The 26,786-nt window shown below is 42.1% G+C and carries 22 protein-coding genes; 7 read left to right on the top strand and 15 right to left on the bottom strand.

All coding sequences use genetic code 11. The annotated features are described in order from the left end of the window. Positions 1 to 75: 75 nt before the first annotated feature. The 5 genes from G4D82_RS00130 to G4D82_RS00150 form a co-directional block, all read right to left on the bottom strand. Positions 76 to 1,425: a T9SS type A sorting domain-containing protein gene (locus G4D82_RS00130; RefSeq protein ID WP_166333176.1), complete on the bottom strand. Its 1,350-nt coding sequence runs from the start codon at positions 1,423 to 1,425 to the stop codon at positions 76 to 78. Between the two features lie 99 nt (positions 1,426 to 1,524). Next, on the bottom strand, positions 1,525 to 2,382 hold the full coding sequence (locus tag G4D82_RS00135) for a hypothetical protein (RefSeq protein WP_166333178.1): 858 nt from the start codon (positions 2,380 to 2,382) through the stop codon (positions 1,525 to 1,527). Between the two features lie 47 nt (positions 2,383 to 2,429). Further along, positions 2,430 to 2,972, bottom strand: coding sequence for a hypothetical protein (locus G4D82_RS00140; RefSeq protein WP_166333180.1), 543 nt, complete (start codon positions 2,970 to 2,972; stop codon positions 2,430 to 2,432). 10 nt (positions 2,973 to 2,982) lie between these two features. After that, on the bottom strand, positions 2,983 to 4,755 hold the full coding sequence (locus tag G4D82_RS00145) for a SusD/RagB family nutrient-binding outer membrane lipoprotein (RefSeq protein WP_166333182.1): 1,773 nt from the start codon (positions 4,753 to 4,755) through the stop codon (positions 2,983 to 2,985). Between the two features lie 3 nt (positions 4,756 to 4,758). Next, positions 4,759 to 7,962 carry a SusC/RagA family TonB-linked outer membrane protein gene (locus tag G4D82_RS00150; RefSeq protein ID WP_166333184.1) on the bottom strand — a complete coding sequence of 1,068 codons (3,204 nt, stop codon included), beginning with the start codon at positions 7,960 to 7,962 and terminating at the stop codon, positions 4,759 to 4,761. Positions 7,963 to 8,157: 195 nt separating this feature from the next. Between G4D82_RS00150 and G4D82_RS00155 the strand changes: the two genes are divergently transcribed. Continuing rightward, a complete protein-coding gene (locus G4D82_RS00155) occupies positions 8,158 to 8,754 on the top strand; it encodes a ribonuclease HII (protein ID WP_166333186.1) in 597 nt (198 codons plus the stop codon). Positions 8,755 to 8,788: 34 nt separating this feature from the next. Here the strand turns inward: G4D82_RS00155 and lipB are convergent, their stop codons facing one another. Next, positions 8,789 to 9,487, bottom strand: a complete 699-nt coding sequence (lipB, locus tag G4D82_RS00160; protein WP_166333188.1) for a lipoyl(octanoyl) transferase LipB — start codon at positions 9,485 to 9,487, stop codon at positions 8,789 to 8,791. Between the two features lie 276 nt (positions 9,488 to 9,763). Here lipB and lysS point away from each other — a divergent pair, with 276 nt between their 5' ends. Further along, entirely contained in the window at positions 9,764 to 11,473 is a 1,710-nt protein-coding gene (lysS, locus tag G4D82_RS00165) for a lysine--tRNA ligase (RefSeq protein WP_166333190.1), read from the top strand. Positions 11,474 to 11,605: 132 nt separating this feature from the next. Here the strand turns inward: lysS and G4D82_RS00170 are convergent, their stop codons facing one another. From G4D82_RS00170 to G4D82_RS00185, 4 genes are all read right to left on the bottom strand, one after another. Then, a complete protein-coding gene (locus G4D82_RS00170) occupies positions 11,606 to 12,556 on the bottom strand; it encodes a transporter (protein WP_166333193.1) in 951 nt (316 codons plus the stop codon). A 12-nt stretch (positions 12,557 to 12,568) separates the two neighbouring features. Next, a complete protein-coding gene (locus tag G4D82_RS00175; RefSeq protein ID WP_166333195.1) occupies positions 12,569 to 13,606 on the bottom strand; it encodes a cytochrome-c peroxidase in 1,038 nt (345 codons plus the stop codon). Positions 13,607 to 13,791: 185 nt separating this feature from the next. After that, positions 13,792 to 14,577: an MbnP family protein gene (locus tag G4D82_RS00180; RefSeq protein WP_166333197.1), complete on the bottom strand. Its 786-nt coding sequence runs from the start codon at positions 14,575 to 14,577 to the stop codon at positions 13,792 to 13,794. Positions 14,578 to 14,689: 112 nt separating this feature from the next. Beyond that, positions 14,690 to 15,067: a hypothetical protein gene (locus G4D82_RS00185; RefSeq protein WP_166333200.1), complete on the bottom strand. Its 378-nt coding sequence runs from the start codon at positions 15,065 to 15,067 to the stop codon at positions 14,690 to 14,692. Positions 15,068 to 15,186: 119 nt separating this feature from the next. On the opposite strand from G4D82_RS00185, the gene G4D82_RS00190 reads away from it, so the two are divergent. Together G4D82_RS00190 and G4D82_RS00195 are read left to right on the top strand one after the other, a co-directional pair. Continuing rightward, positions 15,187 to 15,633 carry a hypothetical protein gene (locus tag G4D82_RS00190; protein ID WP_166333202.1) on the top strand — a complete coding sequence of 149 codons (447 nt, stop codon included), beginning with the start codon at positions 15,187 to 15,189 and terminating at the stop codon, positions 15,631 to 15,633. A gap of 70 nt (positions 15,634 to 15,703) precedes the next feature. Continuing rightward, the gene (locus G4D82_RS00195; RefSeq protein WP_166333204.1) at positions 15,704 to 16,030 is read left to right on the top strand and encodes a hypothetical protein; all 327 of its coding nucleotides are present in this window, start codon (positions 15,704 to 15,706) and stop codon (positions 16,028 to 16,030) included. A gap of 50 nt (positions 16,031 to 16,080) precedes the next feature. Here G4D82_RS00195 and hemL read toward each other — a convergent pair whose 3' ends face one another. The 4 genes from hemL to G4D82_RS00215 are packed head-to-tail and all read right to left on the bottom strand — an operon-like array spanning position 16,081 to position 21,182. Next, complete coding sequence (gene hemL / locus G4D82_RS00200; RefSeq protein ID WP_166333206.1) at positions 16,081 to 17,367, bottom strand: glutamate-1-semialdehyde 2,1-aminomutase; 1,287 nt, start codon at positions 17,365 to 17,367, stop codon at positions 16,081 to 16,083. Position 17,368: 1 nt separating this feature from the next. Further along, complete coding sequence (locus G4D82_RS00205; RefSeq protein WP_166333208.1) at positions 17,369 to 18,430, bottom strand: glucosaminidase domain-containing protein; 1,062 nt, start codon at positions 18,428 to 18,430, stop codon at positions 17,369 to 17,371. Continuing rightward, positions 18,423 to 19,328, bottom strand: coding sequence for a 1-aminocyclopropane-1-carboxylate deaminase/D-cysteine desulfhydrase (locus G4D82_RS00210; protein WP_166333210.1), 906 nt, complete (start codon positions 19,326 to 19,328; stop codon positions 18,423 to 18,425). The genes G4D82_RS00205 and G4D82_RS00210 overlap by 8 nt, the downstream gene beginning before the upstream one ends. A 3-nt stretch (positions 19,329 to 19,331) precedes the next feature. After that, positions 19,332 to 21,182: a T9SS type A sorting domain-containing protein gene (locus G4D82_RS00215; protein WP_166333213.1), complete on the bottom strand. Its 1,851-nt coding sequence runs from the start codon at positions 21,180 to 21,182 to the stop codon at positions 19,332 to 19,334. A 177-nt stretch (positions 21,183 to 21,359) separates the two neighbouring features. Between G4D82_RS00215 and G4D82_RS00220 the strand changes: the two genes are divergently transcribed. Then, on the top strand, positions 21,360 to 24,011 hold the full coding sequence (locus G4D82_RS00220; RefSeq protein ID WP_166333215.1) for a beta strand repeat-containing protein: 2,652 nt from the start codon (positions 21,360 to 21,362) through the stop codon (positions 24,009 to 24,011). On the opposite strand, the gene G4D82_RS00225 is transcribed toward G4D82_RS00220, so the two are convergent. Beyond that, positions 24,008 to 24,334 (bottom strand): hypothetical protein, encoded by a 327-nt coding sequence (locus G4D82_RS00225; protein WP_166334252.1) that lies wholly within the window; start codon positions 24,332 to 24,334, stop codon positions 24,008 to 24,010. The genes G4D82_RS00220 and G4D82_RS00225 overlap by 4 nt on opposite strands. Before the next feature lie 20 nt (positions 24,335 to 24,354). Between G4D82_RS00225 and G4D82_RS00230 the strand changes: the two genes are divergently transcribed. Together G4D82_RS00230 and G4D82_RS00235 are read left to right on the top strand one after the other, a co-directional pair. Then, positions 24,355 to 24,522 (top strand): DUF5522 domain-containing protein, encoded by a 168-nt coding sequence (locus G4D82_RS00230; RefSeq protein ID WP_166333217.1) that lies wholly within the window; start codon positions 24,355 to 24,357, stop codon positions 24,520 to 24,522. Positions 24,523 to 24,685: 163 nt separating this feature from the next. Then, positions 24,686 to 26,677 (top strand): urocanate hydratase, encoded by a 1,992-nt coding sequence (locus G4D82_RS00235; RefSeq protein ID WP_166333219.1) that lies wholly within the window; start codon positions 24,686 to 24,688, stop codon positions 26,675 to 26,677. Positions 26,678 to 26,786 lie beyond the last annotated feature (109 nt).

Consider the following 26,786-nt stretch of genomic DNA (forward strand, 5'->3'; position numbering starts at 1 on the left):
TTGACACCAAGTTGTAGGTTTACTTAAAACAAAAAACCACCCGATTGGGTGGTTTTATATGAAAGAACTAATGAATTAGTTTTTTACCACTTTTACTGTTGAAGCAGCACCAGCGTTATTAGTAACTTTTACTAAGTAAATACCGCTGTTAAAGTTGTTAGCGTTTATAGCAACTGTGTCAACTGAAGCGAAGTTACCGTTGTAAACTTGCTTTCCTAAAACGTCGAAAACAGAAATAGAAGAAATATTCTTGCCATTAACTTCTAAGTTTCCAGTAGTACTGTTGATAAAAGCACTGTAAGCTTTATCTTTTGAGAAACTTGAAGTAGATAAAGCATTAGCTATCCATTTCCAAATACCTCCACTCACAGAAGATGCGGTAAATCCGCCTGATAAACCGTTTGTTGGATCATAGAACGATAATGAGTTAGCTCCATCGTTTGGAACTTCATCAGTTTCATTGATATCAATCCAATTAAGTCCACCATCATAGCTGTAAGAAGAACCTCTACCAATTCCATCTGGATCCTCACCAGTAGTTACATAAAAATCTTGGGTTCCAGGAACGAAAGCTACTTCAAAATTTCTGAAATAACCATTTGGCACTTCAGGATTCCATGTAACTCCACCATCAGAAGTTCTGAAGAATCTAAAATCTTGAGCTACAATAATACCGTTATTCTCATCTTTCATTGCTAAACCTCCTCCTGCATCGCCACTCCAATCAGTCAAAGGAGATTGTGTTACAGTCCATGTCAAACCAAAATCAGTTGACTTATACACTCTTCCTTTGTTAGTTTGAAACCATAAAACGTTATTATAAACTTCAAAATTGTGTGTGTATCCGTACTCTCCATCTAGAGGAGCTGGGATGTTAGCTGATGGCACTCTAGTCCAGTTTGTACCTCCATTAGTAGTAGTATAAATTTCGAAATACCCGCTTGCTGGATCTCCCATAGTCATTCCTTTTTGGGCATCCCAAAAATGAACAATATTCGCGAATGATTCAGTTCCTGTGTTATAAGAAGCAGTATTCTGTCTTTGCCAAGTAGCTCCCGAGTCAGTAGTAATCCAAATACCTCCTGTCACACCAGCTCCATTAGGGAATACAGCAATGTATGCTGTAGTTGCATTGATTGCACAAATATCACCAATAGCTAAATCAGTTGAACCGATTTCGATGTTGCCAACTGTCCAAGTTTCTCCACCATCAGTCGAACGACCCCATTCTTGATAAAAATCTCCGCTCCCGTCTCCAGCAGAAGCATAAATCCATACAACATTTGGATCATTTGGCGCATAAGAAATATCGGTTTCGTTGGTTGATGGGGTCAAAAATCCTGTTGATTTTTCTTCCCAAAAAACTTGCTGGGCATTCGAAGCAAACCCACCAAGAATAAAGGTTAATAGTAATAATTTTTTCATAATAAATTGAATTAAGTTAAAGAATAAAACAAATGTAGTTATTAAAATTAGTAAACACAAAAAAGTACAAGAATATCCTTATACTTTTTTGTGTTAAAACTATAGTTGACTAGAGGTATATTCGACTTCCGAACCGTTCTCAGTTTTGGTAACTTTGAAAATTGGAACTAGAGGCGAACTTTCAGTAAGCCCGTTATACGTTCCTTGATACACCTCAACCTTCCCGTCAGGAAAGACTAAAATAGCTCTGTAGGGCATATCAACTGGCTGACTCAAAAGCGTACCTGCACCATCACCCCCAATACTAAAAATATATTCCCCAGGAGCTGTTGATAAGGCAGAGCTGTTTGTTGTACCACTATTTCTTATTACGTGCTCTCTTCCGCTATTAAAAGCATTAACAACAACATCTGCTAGAGTAGGCCTATCAATACTCATTCTTAATTTGTTATTGCTTCTAGGATTTAGCCAAGTTACAAATATCTTCAATCGATCATCAGCTACCTCAGGGATAGAAGTACTGCCTGTATTCACCAAGACTTTATTGGAAGTCATCAGAAAATGCTTTCCAGGAACAACAGTTTGCAAATTAATGGCAGTAATAGAAAGTTCAAAAGTTGTATTAAAAACAAGCCCGCCTACTGCTTCGATTTTATCAGTAACTGAGGTTTCTCCGGGCATAATATCAAAATACTCACGAATTCTTCCGCCGTCAGACCTTAATGTTGTCACTTCAATGGTAGTGGTATCGTTGAAAGTCACACCAACTGGGAGCGAAGCTGTAAAATCAATTTCCTGACCTGTCAATGCATTCACAGCAGGAGTAGATATTGTTCCAACTAGTGTCTCAATTTGCATGTTTCCAACTGGGGAACCGCTAAATTTATCATCAGTTGAACAGCCTATAACCGTTAGCAATACTAACGAAACCATCATTACAATTATATTTTTTTTCATTATTTCAAATTTACGATTAAACATAATACCAAATCAAGCATCCAATTTTAAGGTGTTGTTTGATAATTATTAATAGGCGATGTAAGATTAGTCTCTACAGAAGTATTGAATTTGTAGGCTTGCTTGTAAGCAGGTTCACCACGAATTGTAGCAGACAAATCTCTATAACCAGCACGTACTCCTTTGGCATCATACGAATAAGCAATAAATCTAAGAATGTCTCCTTGTTGAATTGTGATTGTACGTCCAATTGCTGCATATGCATCTTGCACATCCTGAGCAGTAATAGCTAAATCCACAGGAAAAGAAGTTATAGTTTTCAATGGAATGTATTCAGAGGAAAGCTCACCTGATCTAACCCATCTTACAAATAATTCATAACGAACTACAGTATTTGAAGGATTTGTCAACATACCACCAAACGACGAAGTAGAAATATTATTAAAATCTATTCTGTCTCTGGTAATATCCAAACGCATATATTGACCATTTACAATCAATGGACGTGGATCTAAACTATCATCTTGCTCGCATGATGAAAAAGATAATAATGCAATCAAAAGAATGGGTATAAAAAATAATCTTTTCATGATATCTATATTAATGTAAAGTTAAACCTGCTTTATCCCAAAAAACTCTTCTAGTTCTAACATTTGTAGGCGTATTAGGGTTATTAACAGCACTGTCACTAGCATAGTAAGCTGTGTAGTAAAAATCACCTGATGCTGGTTCTAATGTAGGTTGTAAATTGCTTGGATAACCCGTTCTTCTGTATGCGTTATATGGCTCTATACCATTACCCCATGCTGCCAAAAAGTACTCCTTAATAATCAATTCAAGCTTATTAGTAGCAGCATTATTGTACTTATTCAATACGAAAGTAACATACTTATTCTCATGAGAAGTTAAAGTAGCAGGATTTGGCTCAGCTCCAGCAGCATAAGGATAGTCCGGTATAAGATTGACTGTTTTCTTAATTGATTCTCTAATACCTGCCTCCAACTCACCTGCTGCAGTTAATGAAGTACCCGCTACAGATGCAGGAAGCTCTAATGCAACCTCAGCAAGCATGAAATGAACGTAAGATGACAAAATCATTGGCATAATTCCAGCTCCTAAAGCTCCTTTATCACCTCCAGACTGAACAGAGCTGCTAAGACCGTAGGCGCCACCAATTGGATATATCCCAGCTACAGTTCTTTTATCAGCATCAGGCGGAATACCACTAGCATCACCGTGATCTCTACCTAAATAGCCATTCCCAGGCATTCCTGTTTGTCCAACCCAATTAGAAACCAAATAAGGTGTGCGAATATCATCTGCTCCTGTGGGGAAATAAAATGAAAAATACTCTTCATTATTATAATGATCGGGACGAGTTCTTCTAGGCAATGTGAATGAATCTAAACCAGAAGGATCAACTACCTGCTTACAGAAATAGAATGGAATTCTGGGGTCATAAGTAAGGTTTGCATCAGTTACCACTCCATTAGAACCTACAAGTAAATCAAACTTCTTTTCAGTAGTCATAGCCCATAACATATAGTTTGCTATGTATGCTCCACCACCAGCTTCATACTGATCATTGTATAGCGGGTGTCTGGTATTTGGAGTAAATCTTGAATTACCATACTTAAATGCAAAGTCTTCAGATTGTTGATCGATATAATTATTTGCAACAAGTATCTCATTAATCTTACTTGAAATATTAACTCCCAGATCATCACCAGCTAAACGTGCATTGCAATACATCTTTAGTTTAAGAGTATTTGCAAGAGTAATCCAGCTCGCTTGAGAAGAGTAATACAAATCTTGAATTGCACTTTTACTATTATTGGTTTGGCCTAATACTGCAATAGCTTCATCCAATTCTAATAACAATCCTTTGTAAACATCTTCACCTTTATCAAAATGAGGGGTAAGATTAGCATTACCCATTAAAGCCTCACTATAAGGAATGTCACCATACATGTCTACCAAAGTCATTAAAACATATACTCTTATAACCTTAGAGGCACCAAGAGCATAAAACTCACGGTTAGTTATAGCCTTAGGCTCCATAACTTTGACAGCATTCAATAGATTGTATCCAATATTCCAATTGGTATTGGAATTAACAGGAGCAAAAGCATTGTCATAAGTGTTCCCACTAGTCATGGCCATCTGCCTTGTTACACGTTGTGTAAATGAATTAGCTGAATCAACAAAATCTGGCAATTGCAACTGCACATAATTAAAAGCATAAACCGGATCGAGCAAATTTACAGAGGGCTGGCTCGGGCTTTCAAGTTGGTCTAAGTCCATTGTTTCACAACCTGCAAAGGCAAAGACCAAGGCACATAGTGACCATTTTAAAATATTATTCTTTTTCATTTTTTAGAAAGTTAAGTTAAAGTTGAAACCATACCTTTTAGCTGTTGGTCCCGTTAAGTAGTCAAATCCCTGACCATTCCCAACTCCTAAACTCATCACTTCAGGGTCAAAATTTAGATATTTAGGGAAATTAAATGCTTTGTACCACAAGTTTTGTCCAACAAACGAGATAGAAATCTTTCCAAAAGGAGTTCTTTCAAGCATTTTCTTAGGTAATGAATAAGACAATGAAACCTCTCTTAATCTCAAATTAGTAGCATCATATATAGCTTGTTCATTGATAAAGAACCCAGAGTTATTGAAACCATATTGAGTCCATCCGATTTGAGTAGTATTGATATTTCCTGTAGTAGTAACGCCTGGTAAAACAACCGTACCCGATCTATCGAAATCAGTATCTTTTGTCAAACCTCTAGACAACAATGCTGCAGCAGTAGTAGAATATATATCACCTCCTTTTTGATATTCTAATTGGAATCCAAGAGTGATATTCTTATATGAAATTTCATTAATCAAGGTTCCTCTCCATTCAGCATTTGGATCACCTATTTTCTTAAGTTCATTATCCACTAAGTAGTTCCCATCATTACCTACAATATAGTTTCCATTACCATCTCTCTTGATTGAGCTTCCATAAATAACACCATAAGCTTCACCTGGAACTGCAAAGTTACCAAGATTGGTAAAACCAGCAAATGGAAGCTGCTTTACATCACCCAACCCTAACGATTCAACAATATTTTTGTTCTTGGTGAATGCTGTTGTGACATCCCATGAAAATCCGTCATCTTCTTTAGACTTGAAAACTGCTAAATTAAGTCCTAACTCGATACCTTTATTACTTACCTCTGCAATATTGTCTGCTGTGGTATCGTATCCTGTAGCAGGATCCAATGGCCTATCGATAATCAAGTCTGTAGATATTTTACTGTAAATAGACAAATCAACTCCAATTCTGTTGTTGAAAAACTTACCTTCAAAACCAAATTCGGTTTCTTTCACTAATTCTGGCTTTAAGTTTTCATTTCCAAGTTCGTTTCTTGGTGCAAGTGTATTGATTACTGTTCCGTCTGTCTGAAGGAAGGCACTTGTACGTGCTATAAGACCAATTCTAGTTTTGTATGGGTCAGGAAAACCAGCTGAGGACCCATAACCTAAACGAAACTTCATAAAGTTAATGTACTTGTTTCCTTTCAAACTTTCAAATGCGTCTGTTGGAACAAAAGAAAGAGAAGCAGAAGGATAAAATAGAGATCTAGTATTGGTTGGTAAAGAAGAATAAGTATCATTTCTTCCTTGCAAGTTCAAGTATAAGTACTTTTTGAAACCAATAGTAGTACTTCCATATAGACCAATAATGTTAAAACTTTGACTTTCTGAATAACCATCGTGTTTTTCAAAGTTTTGATGTTCAAGAAAACCATACAAAAACTGAACTGTGCTAGCTAAATAATTGTATCTGTATGACTCAAGCCTTGGGTTAAAACCAATAGTTCCTTCTATATTCCAATTCTCAGACTTCCCAACCTTTGTATCAAAGTTATAACTCAAGGTATGGTCATAAATCAAGTTTTCATTCACTGTTGTTCTCATGAAACCTTCATCATCAAAGGGCTGTCCGTTACCTCTGTTGATATAGTAAACTTTAGTTTGTGTGTAGTTATCCGTAGACAATCTGTAAGACAAATTAGACCATGAATTCAACTCATAGGAAGCGGTAAAATTACCAAAGAAACGTCTAACTGATTCGTCGTCACTTGAGTTTTTCAAAGTCCACCGCGGGTTTGGAATATCAGTCCTGTAGTTCACAGAAGAACGATCTAGAGGATTTTCGTAAGGAATACCAAACAAGTCTAAGCTTCTAGGAGTATACAAAATATTTGCAAAAACCGATGGCGCTGCCGCATTTGACCCAAAACCTGCCGCTGTTGGCGGCGCAGACTTATCAGTCTTAACGTACTGCATGGTAGAACTTAAAGTCAAGCCATTAGAAAGTTTTGTAGTACCTCCCATGTTAAGATTCAAACGCTGGTATGTGTTATTTTCAATAAAACCTTCATCACGAGTATGACCTACGCCTAAATTATAAGTTGTATTTTCAGCACGACCTCCAATGTTCAATGAAGTAGTACTCACCACACCTGTTCTGAAAAAAGGCTCAACGTTGTTTTGAGGCGCGTACAATACTTTTTTAGGCGCTTGATTCGACTGTCCTACATTATCAAAGAACTGAGGAAATACTTCAGCACCATAATAAGCCAAAGGATGATTAACCATTCCATTCTCATCAATACCCTGAGTCCCTCTCGTTCCAAATCTAGGCCCCCAGTTAGAAAAAGCCTGAGTAAATGCATTATCAAAACCATTCCCGTAATTGTTTTGATATTCTGGTAAATCTGAGATTTCAGTCATATATAAAGACTGCGTAAAATTAACCGACATCTTTTTGTTGATGTCTTTAGTGTTTCCTGATTTTGTTGTAATCAAAATTACTCCGTTTCTTCCCGCAGAACCATACAAAGTTGTTGCACTCAATCCTTTCAAGATGTTTACAGTCTCGATACTGTTAGGATCTAAATCAAGAAAGCGGCTCGAAGCATTTGTTGCCCCTTCTAAAAAGTTACCATCAGAGTTTGTATCTGCGTTAAACGGAATACCATCTACCACAAACAAAGGCTGGTTACTACCTGTGATTGAAGAATAACCACGAATAATGATGTTAGTTCCCGAACCCGACAAACCGCTAGTTTGTTGAATATTTACCCCAGGAGCTTTCCCTGTAAGCGCACGAGCAACGTCGGTTGACGGTTTGGAAGCAAAGTCTTCAGCTTTAATAGTAGAAACCGCATAACCCAGAGCTTTCTTTTCTTTCTTAATTCCCTGACTGGTTACCACCACTTCACTCAACTCCATCCCTCCGGCTTTCATCGACATATTAACAGTATTAGATGCCCCTACCGTAGCAGATACATCCTTCATCCCGATAAAAGAGAAAACCAATACATCACCGGTTTTGGCTTTTATGGCATACTTTCCGTCTATGTCGGTCTGAACACCGTTTTTAGTGCCTTTAACTATTACGTTGGCACCCGGAAGCGGCCCAGTTTCATCAGAAACGACTCCCGTTACAGTTTTCTCCTGTGCAAAAGCAAACTGCATTGATAACGCTAGTAATAGCGCAAAAATCCATTTGAACTTCGATCTCATATAAATTATGTTTGAGTTAGATATCCCGCAAACTTCTTAATTAATTCTTAAATAAACAAATATAAATTCCCAATATATTTTTTAGCACGCTGTTAAAAACTATTGAAGATTGTTTATGTTATTCTAGATTACCCAATTAAAAAGCAATTAAATGATTAAATTTGTCTGCTTTTTTTTAAATTTCCACAAAAGAAGATGCTGCTACTGAAACACTCAGTCTTTGTTCTAGAAACCGGAACTGATGAAGCCGGACGGGGTTGCCTTGCAGGCCCGGTAACCGCAGCAGCCGTGATACTTCCCGAAGACTTTCAGAACGAAACACTCAACGATTCCAAACAACTTACCGAAAAACAACGCGAACAATTACGGCCCATTATCGAGCAACAAGCCCTCTGTTTTGCCGTCACGCATTTGGAACCGGCAGTTATCGACCAAATCAATATCCTAAATGCCTCCATCAAAGCCATGCAGGAATGTATCTTGAAGCTCAAACCCGAGCCACAATATATTATAGTAGACGGCAACCGTTTTAAACCTTTGCACATTCCACACAGTTGCATTGTCAAAGGCGATTCAAAATATATGAGCATTGCCGCAGCCTCGGTGTTGGCCAAAACCTACCGAGACGAATATATGAATCGAATTCACGAAGAATTCCCAATGTACAATTGGAAGCAAAACAAAGGTTACCCGACACCCGAACACCGTCAAGCCATCAAAGAATACGGCCCGACTCCATACCACCGAATGAGTTTTCGCTTATTACCCGAACAATTAACGTTCGAATTTTAGACAAACCTCAATACTTACCTAATATATAGTATTCTCAAACAAACTCACATTCAAACAAAACTCGAAAGTGCTTCAATATTTTCTGTTTGACTTCGGCTTCATCTACTTTCGCCAGACCAAGTTCGACATTTAAAGAAGTTACTGCCTTGCCGCGAATCCCGCACGGAATAATATTGTCAAAATAACCCAAATCTACATTCACGTTCAAAGCAAAGCCGTGCATCGTTACCCAACGCGAGGCCCGAACGCCCATCGCACAGATTTTCCGCGCAAACGGAGTTCCTACATCTAACCAAACACCGGTTTCTCCTTCACTCCGACTCGATTCCAGACCGTATTCCTTTAAGGTAAGAATGATGGCCTCTTCCAGAAAACGCAAATACTTATGAATATCAGTAAAGAAATTCTCCAAATCCAAGATCGGATAACCCACAATCTGTCCTGGCCCGTGATAGGTAATATCGCCGCCCCGGTTGATTTTATAATAAGTCGCACCTTTGGCCGCGAGCTGATTTTCATTCAGCAACATATTCGATTCATCGCCACTTTTGCCCAAAGTATACACATGCGGATGCTCCACAAACCAAAAATGGTTGGGCGTTTCCAATTGGGCTTCTTCCCGGCGGTTGCGTATTTTTAAATCAACGGTTTCCTTAAATGCCGCTTCCTGCAAATCCCAAACTTGCTTATAATCGCGCAGGCCCAAATCCTGAAGTTGAATCGTTTTGTTCATGGCTAAAAAATCATGCGCAAATTTACGCAATTAATCGGGCTGATGTGGTTTTAAATTTTCAGGAGCAGCGCTATTGTTTTCATAAGAGCAAATGTCCCGCTATCCGCTCTATCTTTTCCTGCTTAAAGAAAGCAGCAAAAGGATGCCGCTGCTATCGGGGCTAATCAGGGCACTTCATCCAAACGCCGACTTGCTTCTTGTTCTGCTATTAGAAAAAACGTTCTTGTCAACTATACAACTATTGCCTACATTTGCAGCTTCAAAACCAAAAAAATCATGGCTTTATCCGAACAAGAAATACTCCGCAGAGAAGCACTTACCGAATTGCGCAACTTGGGTATCGAACCTTATCCCGCCAAGGAATTTGTCACCACTGCCCATTCCAAAGATATCCTTGAAAACTTCGAAAAATACGACGGTAAAGAAGTAACACTTGCCGGCCGTTTGATGGGAAAACGCATCATGGGAAAAGCTTCTTTCGCAGAACTCAAAGATTCGGAAGGCCGCATTCAGGTGTACGTTTCGCGCGACGATATTTCTAACGACGAAGAAAAAACCATGTATAATGTAGTGTTCAAAAAACTACTCGACATTGGTGATTTCATTGGCGTACGCGGAAAAGTCTTCAAAACCCAAGTGGGCGAAGTATCCGTACATATTGAAGAACTCACAGTATTGTCAAAAGCTTTGCGCCCATTGCCGGTGGTGAAAATCGATGCCGACGGAAAAGCCCACGACGCTTTTGCCGATGCCGAACAAAGATACCGCCGCCGTTATGTTGATTTGACGGTAAATGATCACGTAAAAGAAACGTTCATCAAACGAACCAAGTTGTTCAATGCGATGCGCTCTTTTTTCAATAACAAAGGTTACCTTGAAGTAGAAACTCCGGTTTTGCAACCGATTCCAGGCGGAGCAGCCGCGCGTCCGTTTGTCACGCACCACAATTCGCTCGACATTCCATTATATATGCGTATTGCTAACGAACTTTACCTGAAAAGATTGATTGTTGGTGGTTTCGAAGGCGTTTACGAATTCTCGAAAAACTTCCGCAACGAAGGCATGGACCGCACGCACAACCCCGAATTCACCGCGATGGAAATCTACGTAGCCTACAAAGATTACCACTGGATGATGAACTTCACCGAACAGTTGCTCGAACATTGCGCGCTGGCTGTTAACGGAACGACTGAAGTTACTTTCGGAGAACACAAAGTCGATTTCAAAGCGCCGTATGCCCGCGTAACAATGACCGATTCGATCAAACATTTCACTGGTTTCGATATCTCGGGAAAAACCGAAACCGAACTATATGAAGCTGCTAAAGGCATGGGCATCGAAGTCGACGCCACGATGGGCAAAGGCAAACTGATTGATGAAATTTTCGGTGCGAAATGCGAAGGCAATTACATCCAACCGACTTTCATCACTGATTATCCGAAAGAAATGTCACCGCTTTGCAAATCACACCGCGACAATCCGGAACTCACCGAGCGTTTCGAACTCATGGTTTGCGGAAAAGAAATTGCGAATGCTTATTCCGAGCTAAATGACCCAATTGACCAACGCGAGCGATTTGAACACCAAATTCAACTTGCTGAAAAAGGCGACGACGAAGCCAACGGCCTGATCGATGAAGACTTCCTCAGGGCCTTGGAATACGGAATGCCACCAACTTCCGGTTTAGGAATCGGCATGGATCGTTTGATGATGTATTTGACCAACAATAGTTCTATTCAAGAAGTGTTGTTTTTCCCGCAAATGCGCCCAGAGAAAAAACAAGTCCAGATTGAGCTTACCGACGAAGAAAAACTCATAGTGGCGTTGCTAAAAAGCAACGACAACAAAATGGATTTGGCCGCCTTGAAAGTCAAATCAGAACTCAGCGGAAAAAAATGGGATGCGGCAATGAAAGGCTTATCCAAACACGGAATGACCAAAGTAGTTGTCGATGGCGAATTTAAAACCGTCGAACTCGCAGGATAATAATGCTAACACGAATTATCACGAACTAAGACTTCACAATTCGTGTAAATTAGTGTAATTAGTGTTAACCAAAAAAAAGGAACCCACTTGAGTTCCTTTTTTTTATTGTTTGGTAATCTGTGCCATCTGTGTTTATAAACTGTAATTCAGATTCACCGCCAAACGATATTGCGACTGCACATTTCCGCCCGCCAAATTTTGACGGATGGGCAACATCGTATTCACTCCAAAAGACCATTTGTCTTTACCCATTTCTACCCCAATTTTACTAAACAAAATATCGCCCGACGTATTCACAAGCTCTTGGCCGTGCTGGAAATTACTGGCGTAAACTTCTCCAGCCAAACCGATTTGCGGCGCCATAGAAAAGCTGTTTTTCTCATGCAAGTAAAACAAAGTCGCTGCATAATTGAATTGGTTGCCAAAACGATAAGCCCGTTCATTTTCGTATTTCATAATGTAGTTTAGCGTGGTGTTGAGCCCGAATTGCTTTCTGCGCAAGATATACTCGCTGGCCAAAAGATAATCCCAACTTCCGGTTCCGGCCTGAAAGCTTGGGTTTAAACTTCCTGAATTGGTTTCGTTGAACTTTCCCGTTGGTGCTTTGATTCCGCCGCCCAATTGCAAAGTATGCGTGACAATTGTACTGTCGCGATGGGTTTGATAAACGCGGTACATGGCCAACACGGTCACATCACCAAAACCTTCTAAACGTTGGTTCCCGGTTTTAGTATCGCGCGAATGAAAGTGATACGGAACCAACACCGAAACTTGAATGTTCTTTAGCACCGGAATTCTGGCCCACAATTGCAGCGTATTAAAGTTTTCTGTGTACCAAGCAGAGTTGCTGTACAAACCATCTGAACTTTTGTATTGCTGGTTCAAGTAACGAACCCCTACAAAATTAGTATTGAGCATCGAGGCAAAACCCATGCTGCCGCCACTGGCCGAACAGCCGCAGGCATCGCAATCGTCATCGTCGTCAAGAATTGCGTAACGGCTGAAATGGTATTTCGCAATGGTATCTTTCACCGCTGCTTGGGTCGCCACTGATAAAAGCAAAAAAAACAGTATTTTTCTCATGAATGCTTCTTTTTAAAACTCTGAAAACTTCGGATTAGTCAAGAATTCTTCATCAGTGAGTGTTTTTAAAAACGCAATGATTTTGGCTTTTTCCTCAGTGGTTAAAGCAATTCCTAAAGTGCCATTGGTGTTCAATATTGGGTCTAAATTCTCGGTATTACCGACACCAGACTGGTAGTGATTTAGCACTGCTTCGAGCGTAAAAAATCTACCGTCGTGCATATAAGGCGCCGTTTTCTCAATATTGCGCAAGCTCGGCACCTTGAACTTGAACTTGTCTTGTGGGATTTGCGTCACACGGTACCGCCCCACATCATTAATTTGCGGATTAATCGTAAGCCCGTTGTTTCTGAAAGTGTTGTCTGTAAATAAATCTGTGGCATGACACGTCGCGCATTTGGCATTGAAAAGCGAATAACCTGCTAATTCGGCTACAGTAAGAGCACCACCTGTTTCGCCTCTGCGATATTTATCAAAACGGGAATTAGACGAAGTAAGCACCGTCATGAATTGCCCCAAAGCCTTGAGTAGGTGTTCGGCATCAATAGGCGCGTTGGGAAAAGCTTGCTGGTAAAGTTGCTTGTACTTGGCATCATTCTTCATCATATTGATGATATCGATGATATTGCCATTCATTTCTATCTCGGAAGAAATGGGCGCCATAGACAGCATTTCGATATGATCTGAAGCGCCATCCCAGAAGAACTGAGATTGGTAAGCCATGTTTTGTACCGGCGGTGCATTCCGGGTTCCTGAAGCGTCGTTTACGCCATGACTAAAAGTGTGCCCGTGATGGGTAAAGGCATCGCTTTGTATGTGGCAAAAACCGCAAGAAATAGTTCCGTCTGAAGAAAGCCGGCCATCGTAGAATATTTTCTTTCCGAGTTCAAAACCTTTTTCGGTGAGCGGATTGCGACTCAAGTCATAGACCAAAGGCGGAAAGTTAGACGGCACTTGATAGTCAATGGGTAGATTCTGATACTCGGTATCATCGTCTGAACTGCATCCGGCTATGGCCAGAAAGGCAGTCAATAAAAGTATTTTTTTCATTTTAGGATTTTATGCTTTGGGACTTCTAGCCCAAATTAGCCCTGATTGTAATGAAAAGCCCGGAGTCTCAAAAACGTGACGGCAAGAGGTGGTGGTGGCGACCAACGGAAGCCAACAGCGCCCTGCACCGACCACTTTTGAGACGAGGACTTGTAGTGAAAAGCAGGAATCAGCTCCTGATCGAATTAGTCGTTATGCACGTGATGTGCTTCGAACATAGTGGGTACATTATTGGCCATGATTTGCTGCACTTTGGTACCGCCCATCACATCTAGACCTTCTTCAAAGTTAATGACGGTAGTGCCATCGATGATTTTTTTCACATCGGCCATAATATGAACCTGTGGCGTAATGTTGGTTCTAACCAAAGCATTGTTTGGAAAATCAAGAGTAGCCTCGGCATAATTGTAAATGCTTCCTGTTTTTCCGGTATGTACTTTATAAGGCGCGTCGGTATGCGTTGTAGAGGTTACTGTTCCTTCGAACTTCACGAACTTGTAGCCTGAAGCCCAAGACCAAGTCATTCCTAAACTAGGCAATGCAGCGGTGGTCCATAGGTCGCCTTGTCCGTCTGCACCGGCATCGTATTGCGCTTGATCTACGCCGATACCGAACTTGACTTTAGTGTAATCTCCGGCCGGAATGTTAGGCAAAGTAATCAGTGTGCTAGCCTCATCTGTTTCGTTCACAAAGAAGTAGCTGCTGCTTTTTGGAACCGTGTAAGTGGAACCATCTGCTTTTGTAAGCACGACATTGCTGATGATGTAAATCACGTTATTAGGTTTTACTTTCTCTCCGTTAGAGTTAGTATATTCGGTGTTGAGTGCTAAATCAGCCGCGCCGTATACGTTGTCGAATTCAAGTTTCAAACTTCCGTTTCCGGTAGCTGTTGTATCGTCTTTGCTATCGTTAGAACAAGAAGTAAGGGCAATAGTAGATATGGCCAAAACAGCCAAAAATATTTTTTTCATTTGGTTTTAAATTTAATGCGTGAATAGAATATCCTGCCTTTAAAAAGCGGATTGGTTTTTTGGATACAAATATCCGGTTGGCCTCAATCAAGTGGCCAACAAAAGGTTTCAATTACGCATTAAAAGTGGGCGGATGAAAAATAGCGCCGTCAAATTGATAGCAGTATAAGTTGCGATAAGAAGTTTTGGCAACTTTTGTATTTGCTGAGTAAATAAAGCTAGGTGTAAGTGGTGTAATGTCTTGAAAAAACAATTCTTCGATAGCTGATTTAGCGTGGTCTTTTTTGTCGGAAGAAAGTGGTTTCTCTGCCTCGGCTGCCTTGGCTAGTTCTTTCATTAAATGGCATTTACCATTACAATGCATTTGTGGTTTGGCTTTGTTCACGCAAAGGGTTTTAGTGATGTAGTCATAATTCAGGACGTATTCCATCACCGGGAAAACCGGCTTAAGAAATAATGCCAAAGCTATGAGAACTACTAAATTTTTCACGCAGCGAATTTACGAAATCAAAACTGTTTTTGTTTTGTTAAAAACAAATAAAATTTCCTAGGGTTTAAACTATCTTCGGGGCTGCTTGTCATAGCGTTTCATTTTAAAAAAACATCATTATGAAAAAACTAGCGTTAATCGCGTTGTTGGCTGTAGGAATCTCGGCCTACGCACAAGAAAGTAAAAAAGACAGAAAAGGAGCCGATATCGAAAGAATGTCGCCTGAGCAAAGAAACCAACTGATGCTTAAAAGGCTCACCAACGAACTAGACCTGAACGATGCCCAACAAAAAGAAGTTGGAAAAATCATTGCCCAGCAAAGTGAAAAAAGAGAAAAGATGAGAGCCGAGCGCATGGCCCAAAAAGAAAAAGGCACCAAACCGACCGCCGATGAAAAATTCGCCAGACAAAACCAAAAACTAGACGACCAAGCCGAACTCAAAACCCAACTGAAAAAAGTACTCAGCCCAGCTCAATTTGAAAAATGGGAGTCGATGAAAAAAGAAAAGCGCGAACACCTGCAAGAGCGCATGGAAAAAAGACGCGAGAAAAAATCTCAGGAATAATCGGGTGTAAATTTTGAGGTTTGGAAAATTAAAATTAGATTTGGTTGCTATTTTAAATCCAACAATTATTATGAAAAAAATCATTGCAGTTCTAACAATGGTATTGGCCTTCACAGTGAGTGCCAACGCTCAAGATAAAAAAGTATCAAGTCAAGATGCCGCTCAGAAAGACATCACTGCCCTAGCCGCAAAAGTAACTTTGTCTGAGACCTTAAAAAAAGACTTAACCACTTTAATGGTCATGAAGCACGATGCCAAAGCAGACACGAAGCTAACACCAGAACAAAAAGTAAATGCGCTGAAGCAATATGAAAGAAAACTGTTGAGCGCCTTGACCAAAGAACAAAAAGAAACCTTGATGAAAGATCCTGCTTTGTTGAAGAAGCTTACAAATTAGTAATCAAATCAATAACAAAAAGCCCGCTATGTTTAGCGGGCTTTTTGTTTTTATAAACTAGCAGCAACTTTTCTTACGGCTGCAATGGTAGCATCTAAATCTTCATAGGTCAATGCATCAGTAATGAACCAAGTTTCATATGCCGACGGTGCGATGTAAATACCTTCTTGCAACAAACCGTGAAAGAACTGCTTGAACCGAGCGTTATCTCCTTTGGCGGCGCTTTGAAAATCAGTCACCTGCTCCGCATCAAAATGCACAGAAATCATAGAACCCACTCTGTTGATGGTGTGATCAAGGTTGGCCTCAGTTAATGCTTCACGAATACCATTTTCAAGGTAAGCCGTCTTTTCTTCCAGCCTTTGAAATAGACCCGCATCTTCATTAATTGCTTTAAGCATTGCGTAACCGGCTGCCATCGCGAGCGGATTTCCCGATAATGTTCCGGCTTGATATACCGGCCCAAGCGGAGCCAAGTGGTTCATGATTTCAGCTCGGGCAGCAAAAGCACCTACCGGCAATCCACCACCTATGACTTTTCCAAAAGTGACGATATCGGCTTGAATGTTATACAATTCCTGAACGCCACCTTTGGCCAATCTGAAACCAGTCATGACTTCATCAAAAATCAATAAAATATTGTTTTCGGTACACAGCTTTCTCAAACCATGCAAAAATCCCGCTTTTGGAACAATACAGCCCATATTTCCGGGCACCGGTTCTACGATAATGGCGGCAATTTCGTTTGGATTGGCAGCAATCAACTCCGAAACGTTATTCAAGTCGTTATAGCACGCTAATAAAGTATCTTTTGCGGTTCCAGAAGTCACTCCCGGGCTGTTGGGTGTTCCAAAAGTGCTAGCGCCACTTCCGGCCTGAATCAAGAACGAATCAGAATGTCCGTGATAACAGCCTGCGAATTTGATGATTTTGTCCTTTTTGGTAAATCCGCGGGCCAAACGAATCGCACTCATACAAGCTTCTGTTCCTGAATTCACAAATCGGATTTTATCGATATTCGGCACCATCGAAATCGCTAAGGCAGCAATTTCTGTTTCCAGTGCTGTAGGCGTCCCGAATGAGGTTCCGAGTTGCGTACGGTCGATGATGGCTTTAACAACCGGTTCGTAAGCATGACCAAGAATCATCGGCCCCCAAGAATTAATGTAATCGATGTAACGGTTTCCGTCTTCATCTGTTAAATAGGCTCCTTTGGCACTCTTAATAAAAATTGGTGTTCCTCCTACGGCTTTAAACGCGCGCACAGGTGAATTCACACCGCCAGGAATCACTTTTTCAGCCTCGACAAATAGCTGACTGCTTCTTTGGTATAGCATTTTATTTTACTTTAATGTTTTGTCCGATGGAAATGGCGTTGTCTTGAATGTTGTTCATTCTCTTGAGTTCGTCGACCGAAATGTTGAATTTCTTGGAAATCGAGTAGAGCGTATCACCTTGACTCACTTGATACAAATCGGCGCTGGGTGCCAACTGTTGGTTGCTAAAATTCACGGGCGTGAACGGTTTACCCAAAACTTCTGCATCGTATTGGTAGAGTTGGTAACGCTCAATAATGGCGATGAGTTTCTCCGGGTATTTAGGATCTGTAGCATAACCTGCGTTTTTCAAACCTCTGGCCCACTGTTTATAGTCGTCCTTTTCGAGTTGAAACAGCGGCTCATACCATTTGCGCCCTAACAAAAACTGAGAATGGTCTTGAAACGACTCCATCGACTGGTCGTACTTTCGAAAACACTCTTGCGCTTCATCATCGTCATAGCGAATACTTGGACCGTTCCAATCTTTGTGGCATTTGATGCCGAAATGGTTGTTCGCAAGTATACTCAGTGGCCCGGTGCCTGCGCCTGATTCTAGAATGCCTTGCCCGAGAATGATACTGGCCGGAATACCGAATTGACGCATATTACTTTTGGCGATTTCACGGTACGTAGCAATATAATCGAACACCATTGCGGTAGTCACTTTCACGCGAGTCGTGGCTTCGAGGATCTCGTTTTTAGAGTAGACTTCAGCGTTGCCGGTAGATTTGTTTTCTTCTTTGGCCGCCTCGTACTTTTCTTCAATTTTTTGCAATTCTGTGGTGGTATTGCTTTGTTTGATTGGCTCCTCTTCTTTCTTTGTCGTCACTACTACCGGATTGGTTTTAGCCGCCACAGGTTTAGCCGATTTGGAAGGTGTCGGGCTGTTTTTAGAGACCGTCGTTTTAGAAGGTGTTGTCTTTTTGGGAAGTGGTTTGGCAGGCGCAGGTTTTTTTGTAGTGGTGGCTACTTTCGGGGCCGGTTTGCGATAAGTGGGTTTGGTAGTTCTAACCACTGTTTGCGTGGAGTTGCACGCCGCAAGCAACAGCAGAAAAACCAAAAGCAAGATGCGTTTATACATTGGTAATCAGTAAAGGTGATTGTTTGTTTTGTAGCCTAAGGTTCATTCCTTCGATACCCTGCAATCCGCCGGTGTGTATTATCAAAATCTTGGAACCTTCGGGGAAATATTTCTTTCGAACTAAATCCAAAACGCCAAAAACCAGCTTTCCAGTATAAATCGGATCTAGCGGGATGTGGGTTTTCAAATAAAAATCATTAATGAAATGAATCAGCGCTGTACTGACTTTACCATATCCGCCAAAATGATAGTCCAGAATCAATTCCCAGTTGTCGGCTGCGGCAAACTTACGAATTTCTTCTGTTAAAAAATCACCTTTAAGCGCAGGAAACCCGATGACCTTTTGATGGGGAAACGCACTATTGATCAGACCTGAAATCGTGCCGCCAGTACCGACCGCGCAGCAAATAAAATCAAACTCAGCATCGGCTGGCAGAAGTATTTCCTGACAACCTTTTACCGCCATATGGTTCGTACCGCCTTCAGGAACAAGATAAAAATCACCAAATTCTTGTTTGAGTTGCGTAATGAATTCTGGTGAAGTTTTGTTTCGATACGCTTCACGTGAGATGAACTTAAGTTGCATTCCTGAATCACGCGCCAAACGCAATGTTGGGTTTTGATCGATTTGCATCGCCAATTCTTCACCTCGAATCACTCCGACGGTTTTAAAGCCTCGAAGTTTTCCAACGGCAGCAACGGCAGCGATATGGTTAGAAAAAGCGCCGCCAAAAGTGAGCAGTTGTTGCTGGCCTTCTACTTCGGCCTGAATTAGATTGTATTTGAGTTTGCGAAATTTATTACCGGAAATCAGCGGATGAATCAAATCTTCACGTTTAACGGCGAGACGAACCTCTGAAAAAGTTTCGATAAATTGGTTGGGAATTGCTACGAGCAAGGCTTAACGACCATTATAAACTTGAATTTTCTTGCCAAAATCCTGATTGTTTTTAGTGATAATCTTTACGATATACATCGCATCGCTGTAGGCCGAAGTCGAAAGTTGGTATTGATCTTTCACTATAGGCTTATCGTCGGCAAAAACCAATTTTCCGGTGATATCATACAAGCTGATCGATTTGATCTCTAAACGATTCGGATTCGCAACAGTAAGGGTTTGCGTGGTGTTATTTTGCAAGACTTGAAAACTGTCGGCGGCCAAAGTCGGAATACTCAGGGCAGCATTGACAAAAGTAATTTCATATTGCGATTCGTTCGAACCTGCTGGCAAATTGGCTTCGAATTCACCGTTGACGATATCGTGATAAATATCGGTATTCTTATCGTGAACATACACGTTTTGTGTACCTTCGAAGTTGATGATTCCACCTACTTTCAAACGGAAATTAGCCGGAACCGCATTTTTAAAACCAATCGGAATGCGTTTGTTGATTTCAAAATCAATGACATCGATGACGTAAGGAGCATTATCCACTAGAAAATACATATCTAAATCGCTGCTGGTGTCGGGCGACTTGGCATCCATGGCAAAATCGGCTCCGTCAGTTGCAGCCGGATGAAAAGCCAATGCTACTTGTCTGATGGCCTGATTGTTCAACAAAGCATTGAGTTGGATTTGCGGAATCGGTTTCGTGCTCACTGTAGAATAATCAAGTCCGGCAACATTAGGAATCTCAGGCAGAAACTCACTTGCTTCTGAATTCAATCTACTTGGAGCCGCAACTCTATTGAATTGAGAATAATTTGCTGCACCTTCTTTCTGATACACTCTGAAATTATTAGTCATTGTTACGGTTCCGGTTGCCGAACCTTCGAGCATAAAACCTTGACCAATGGGGCAAAAACGTCTTTCATAATTACTGCCACTGCCCACACTGCCCAATTGCGTGCCTGCACCGTCATAAGCATAAAAAACAGCCGGAGTATAGACGCCCATATTACCATATGGCCCAACCACCGGACCGCCTACAGGTGAATAAGTTCCGTAACCGCCTTTGTATGCTGCCAAAACATGTGAATTAACACTTTGGTCTTGTTCCCAGAAATAAGCTACACCAGTAGAATTGGTAGCTGATAGAAGAAAAGCTTTTAAATCAATGGCCGAAGGATAAGGATTTCCGGTTAAAGTGCGCATACCAGTAGCCAAATTGATGGTAATATCGCCATCGTTCGGACGACCACGAAAATCATAACGTTGTTTGTTTCCCGGGTTGTTGTTCACGCCAGCATCAGCAAAACTAGCATCAGTACCTGCGGTGCCTTTCATAGTAAAACCTTCTCCCGGATTGATGGTACTAGCACCATACACTCCAAACCACTGCGAATACAACGAAGAGGATAAAAACTTAAAAATCCAGCCTTGAGAGATACTTAAAGGATTCGCGATTCCGTTGTAGGAATTCATTGGAAGCATGGTTGCTGGGTTACTCGATATGGCTGAAATGGGCTGGTGCAATTGCGTAATCCCGAAACTTTCATTTCCTGAAGCCAACAACGTATTTCCTACAGGCGAACACCAATAATTATAAGTGTAAGGCGTGGCATTGCCTTCCTGAAAAACCGACAATTTACCACTGCCTGAGTTGCTCGAACTTCCACTTTTAGCTTGAAGTAACTGCGATTCATTTCTCAAATAAAGATTGCCGCTACTCTGAAGATTCACGTCTTGTTTCACATACAAATACTTATCAGCCACATAAACATAATTGTTGTTTACATAGAGTTGCGCCCAGTTATTTTGACAAGCCAACAAAAACAAAAACAAACCACAGCAGTGGGTAAACTTTCTCATTTCCATAAATTTAGTGGATAAAAGTAAAAAAGATATTTTGAAAAAAAACGAAACTTTTTCAGAAAATATCCGCTTTCCGACGCTCGTCGAGTTTAACGGTTATTCGTCGATGAAAAGTTTAAAAAAAGCCTCCCGTTACTTAATTTTATTTTTCAATGACTTAATGCTAAATGCCTTGTGAGAAAAAAAATTTACCTCTTGTTGACTCTTGTCTTACTTTTAAATGCTGGAACCCCACTATGGGCTCAGGTAGGAATTGGCACCACCACACCCTTCAGCCAACTCGACATCCGTTCCAGCAACCAAGCTACACCAGCCAATACCGACGGAATCCTGATTCCTAAAATCGATGCCTTCCCGGCTACGAACCCAGGCGCAGACCAGCAAAGCATGTTGGTTTACCTCACTACAGCGACGGTTTTCTCCGGCAATGCGAAACCAATCGGTTTTTATTATTGGGACAATACTTCAAGCGATTGGATCGGCATCACATCCACAGCCAACAGCGACCACGATTGGTATGAAGAAGGCGCATTGACGGCGCCAAACGCCATTACTGACGATATGTTTCACACCGGAAATGTCGCTATCGGAAAAAATACTGCAGATTATCCTTTAGATATTGAAACTTCTGCATTGCCCACGGGAATCAATAACTTAGTGAACAGCAACACCTCAGGAACCACTAAAAACGGCATCAATAATACCCTCAATGGAACTTCTACCGATACTTATTATGGAATTAGCAATAATATTTTAAGTTCCGGTAGTGGCTTTCATTACGGAACATTCAACAATATTCCTAACTCTGGTAGCGGAACGCATTGTGGCACTTATAATTATTTAGGAGGCACAGCTTCTACTTTGCAATATGGAACTTATAACAGTATCACGGCGAATACCGCTGGGTTACACTCAGGCACAAGCAATAACTTTATTGGAAATGGTTCAGGCATCATCATTGGAACCGAAAACAACGTGACCAATAGCGGCTCCGGCGCTCATTACGGATCCAATACCATTTTGTCAGGCACAGGAACCGGCGACCAAATTGGCGCAAACATTACAGTAAATAATACCGGAGGCGGAAATCACAGTGGCCACGTCGTAACTTTATCTGCCTCATCGCCTACAGGCACCAAAACAGGATATTTTTCAACTATTACCAATGATGGAAATGGTATCGGGGCTGGATACAGGTCAATCTTGTCGGGGAACAGCAGTGCGGGAAACAGTGGCTTTTCCTCCACAATAAGTACTTCCGGAACCGGAAATGTATTTGGTTTCAACAACATCGTCACCAGTAGTACTTCAGGAACCAATTATGGCATTTTTTCTTCAATGACTGGGTCCGGAGCCGGCTTGAAATATGGTATTCGCAACGAGCTCTCCGGTGGAGGAAACCAATTCGGGGGCTACAACTTGTTAACAGGATCTGGAACGGGTATACAAACAGGCCTTTACAACGAAATTTCAAATTCAGGCGGTAATTCGCATTATGGTGTGGTGTCTAGTTTAAGCGGTGCCGGAACAGGCACGAAAATGGGGCTCTATTCCATCATTAATACTACTGCGGGCGGAACCCATTACGGTATTTACTCTGAAGCGCTCAAACCCGGAGCCACCAATTTCGCAGGTTATTTCTTGGGTAATGTCGGCATCGGAACCACTACCGGCAATACCTACACTTTGCCCGCCTCCCGTGGCACCAACAACCAGATTATGGTCACTAACGGAACCGGAACCGTGAGCTGGCAAAATGCCTCAGCCATCCAAGACCACGACTGGTATGAAGTAGGCAGTACTCTGGCTCCAGATGCGATTACCGACAATATGTTCCATACCGGAAACGTAGCCATCGGAAAAAACACGGCCAATTACGCCCTCGATGTAACTTCCACCGGAAGAACAATCCATTCTACTTCGTCTTCAGGAACCAATGCCGCCTTATGGGGTTTCAACACTGCTGCTTTGGGAACCGGAACCGGTGGGTACGGGATTGCTGGCCAAACCAATCAAAGCAATAGTGATGCGGTACGCGGCGAACAACTTAATCCGGCAGGCCAAGCCATCTCGGGAATTAATTTTGGTGCTTCGGGAACCGACGTCGGCGATGGAATATACGGTCAAACATCACAATCCAACGGCTTCTCTATTTTTGGATACAACGGCAATGCAGCCGGAACTGGCACTGTGGGCGCCGGCCAGAATGTCGCTGCCCAATATCTCACCACCGGAAGTGGAGGCGCTTTCACAGGGTACAACACCGGAGTTTATGCCAGGACTACTACCGCCGGAGTTTCAGAATGCCTTTACAGCAACAACTTCGGAAATATCGTCAGAGTTAATTATTGGAACGGCGCTACCCAATACAAGATCTTTGGTACTGGAACGGTTTCTACCATCGCCAAAGGCCTCAACGATGAAAAAGTCACCTTACATTGCACCGAAGCACCTGAAATTTACTTTGAAGATTACGGGCAAGGCCAACTTGTAAACGGCCGCGTCCATATAGAAATCGATCCGATTATCGCTAAGAATATTACTGTGAACGAGAAGCATCCCTTGCGTGTTTTTATTCAATTGGAAGACGAATGTAATGGCGTCTATGTCACCAATAAAACCGGAAACTCTTTTGATGTAGTCGAACTGGCAAAAGGCCAAAGCAACGCCAAATTCCAGTACCGGATTGTAGGCAACCGCGCCGATGAAGTGCTTCCCGACGGCCGCATTTCCAAAAATGCCGATACGCGATTCGAACGTGTTCCTGACGATTACGAAACCAAAGAGGCCAAAAGAATATTTGCCACCAGCCCTACAAAACCTTAACTAAAATACTTTAAAAAATTCCATAAAGGCCTTGATTTTAAATAGTCAAGGTCTTTTTCTTTGGCATAGGCCTCGCGCTCAAAAATAATGTTCCGATAAGCGCTACTCCTATCTCGGTAGCGGATTAATTGCACCAAAAATTCCAATGCATACCATACAAAAAAAGGCAGCACCAGCAACTCCAACTGTTGTCTCAAATGAATCCGTTCGTGGTTCAGCAACACGACAAAATCATCCACTTTCTTTTCACGTACCAAAACGAACGGAAAAACCGTCATCCCGCGATAGCCTTTCGGCACCAAAAATTTTGTAACGATAAGCAACATATTCATAGCTTTGCATCATGCCAGAACAAAATAACGAAAATAAACCCATCCCGGGCGAAGATTTCTACTTCACGCCCGAAGGCTACAAGTGTTTCACCGAAAAATACCACCTCAAGCGTGGCTATTGCTGCAAAAGTGGCTGTCGCCATTGCCCGTATGGCTTCGATAAAAGTAAAGGTTTTTAGTGGGGCGTTGCCTATCGGCCGGGCTTTCCGCTCTAGTCCTCGCAGGCTCCGGGCTGCCGCTGCAATCCCTAACGCGGCTATTTCCAAAACCAGAAAAATCTCTTAAATTAGCGACTCAAATTCAGTCAATCCACTAACCACATACAACATTCAACATAAAAAAATGACTTTCCAACAACAAATACAACAAGGCATCCCAAGCACTCTCCCACAACCCAAACCCTACGACACCGCGGTCAACCACGCGCCCAAACGCAAGGAAATCCTGACCGAGGAAGAAAAAAAACTCGCGCTTCGCAACGCCTTACGGTATTTCGAGCCGCAACACCACGCGACTTTGCTTCCAGAATTCAAACAAGAACTCGAAACCTACGGTCGCATTTACATGTACCGTTTCCATCCCGATTATAAAATCTACGCACGCCCGATTTCAGAATATCCCGGAAAATCAGAGCAGGCCAAAGCCATCATGCTCATGATCCAGAACAACCTCGATCATGCCGTGGCGCAACATCCGCACGAACTCATTACTTATGGCGGGAACGGCGCGGTGTTCCAGAATTGGGCGCAATACCTGCTCACGATGAAATACCTTTCGGAAATGACCGACGAGCAAACTTTGGTGATGTATTCGGGTCATCCGATGGGCTTATTCCCGTCGCACAAAGACGCACCGAGAGTTGTGGTCACCAATGGAATGATGATACCGAATTATTCCAAACCCGACGATTGGGAAAAATTCAACGCGCTCGGCGTATCACAATACGGACAAATGACCGCCGGGAGCTATATGTACATCGGCCCGCAAGGCATTGTTCACGGCACAACGATTACGGTTTTGAACGGTTTCCGCAAAATCAAAAAAAATCCGTCGGGTAGCCTATTTGTCACTTCCGGATTAGGCGGCATGAGCGGTGCTCAACCCAAAGCCGGAACGATTGCCGGTTGCGTGACCGTTTGCGCCGAGGTCAATCCGAAAATCACGCGCATCCGTCACGAACAAGGCTGGATTCACGAAATTGTGGAAGATATTAACCTGCTCGTAGCGCGCGTTCGCAAAGCACAAGAAAACAAAGAAGTCGTATCGATTGCCTATTTGGGCAACATCGTCGAGGTATGGGAACGCTTCGATGCCGAAAACCTCCACATCGATTTAGGTTCAGACCAAACTTCCTTGCACAATCCTTGGGCGGGCGGTTATTACCCAATCGGTTACAGTTTTGAACAGTCCAACGAACTCATGGCCACTGAACCCGAAAAATTCCGTGAAGAAGTACAGAAAACACTGCGCCGCCACGCCATCGCGATCAATAAACACACCGCTAAAGGCACTTACTTTTTTGACTACGGAAACGCCTTTTTGCTGGAAGCTTCCCGCGCCGGAGCCGATGTCATGTCGGACCATCCGACCTTGGGGCGCGAATTTAAATATCCGAGTTATGTGCAAGATATTATGGGGCCAATGTGTTTCGATTACGGATTTGGTCCGTTCCGCTGGGTTTGTACCTCGGGAAAACCTGAAGATTTGCAAAAAACCGACGATATCGCCTGTGCTGTTTTAGAAGAAATGGCGAAAACCGCACCCGAGGAAATCCAGCAGCAAATGCAAGACAACATCCAATGGATCAAAGGCGCACAACAGAACAAATTAGTTGTAGGCTCTCAAGCCCGGATTTTATATGCCGATGCCGACGGAAGAATGAAAATTGCCGAAGCGTTCAACCAAGCCATTGCCAAAGGCGAAATTGGCCCGGTGGTTTTAGGCCGCGACCATCACGACGTTTCGGGAACAGATTCTCCTTACCGAGAAACTTCCAACATTTACGATGGTTCGAGATTTACCGCCGATATGGCCATTCATAACGTGATTGGCGATAGTTTCCGCGGGGCTACTTGGGTTTCGATCCACAACGGCGGCGGTGTTGGTTGGGGTGAAGTGATTAACGGCGGTTTTGGAATGTTACTCGACGGTTCTGCCGATGCATCCAGACGTCTAAAATCAATGCTGTTCTGGGATGTCAATAATGGAATTTCACGAAGAAGCTGGGCCAGAAACGACGGCGCTTTATTCGCTATTAAACGCGCTATGGAAGCCGAGCCTTTGCTCAAAGTGACTTTGCCGAATCTGGTAGACGATACATTGCTGGGACAATAGATTTCAATTTTCGTTTTGACGGATTGTTAAACAATTTAGAAAGTCTGCGACCGCTTCAAGGTTTTCATTAATTTTGAGTGGCCTGAAATCTAACGTTTTAAATTCCTTC

The sequence above is a fragment of the Flavobacterium lotistagni genome (genome assembly GCF_011392125.1).
Taxonomy (GTDB): domain Bacteria; phylum Bacteroidota; class Bacteroidia; order Flavobacteriales; family Flavobacteriaceae; genus Flavobacterium; species Flavobacterium lotistagni.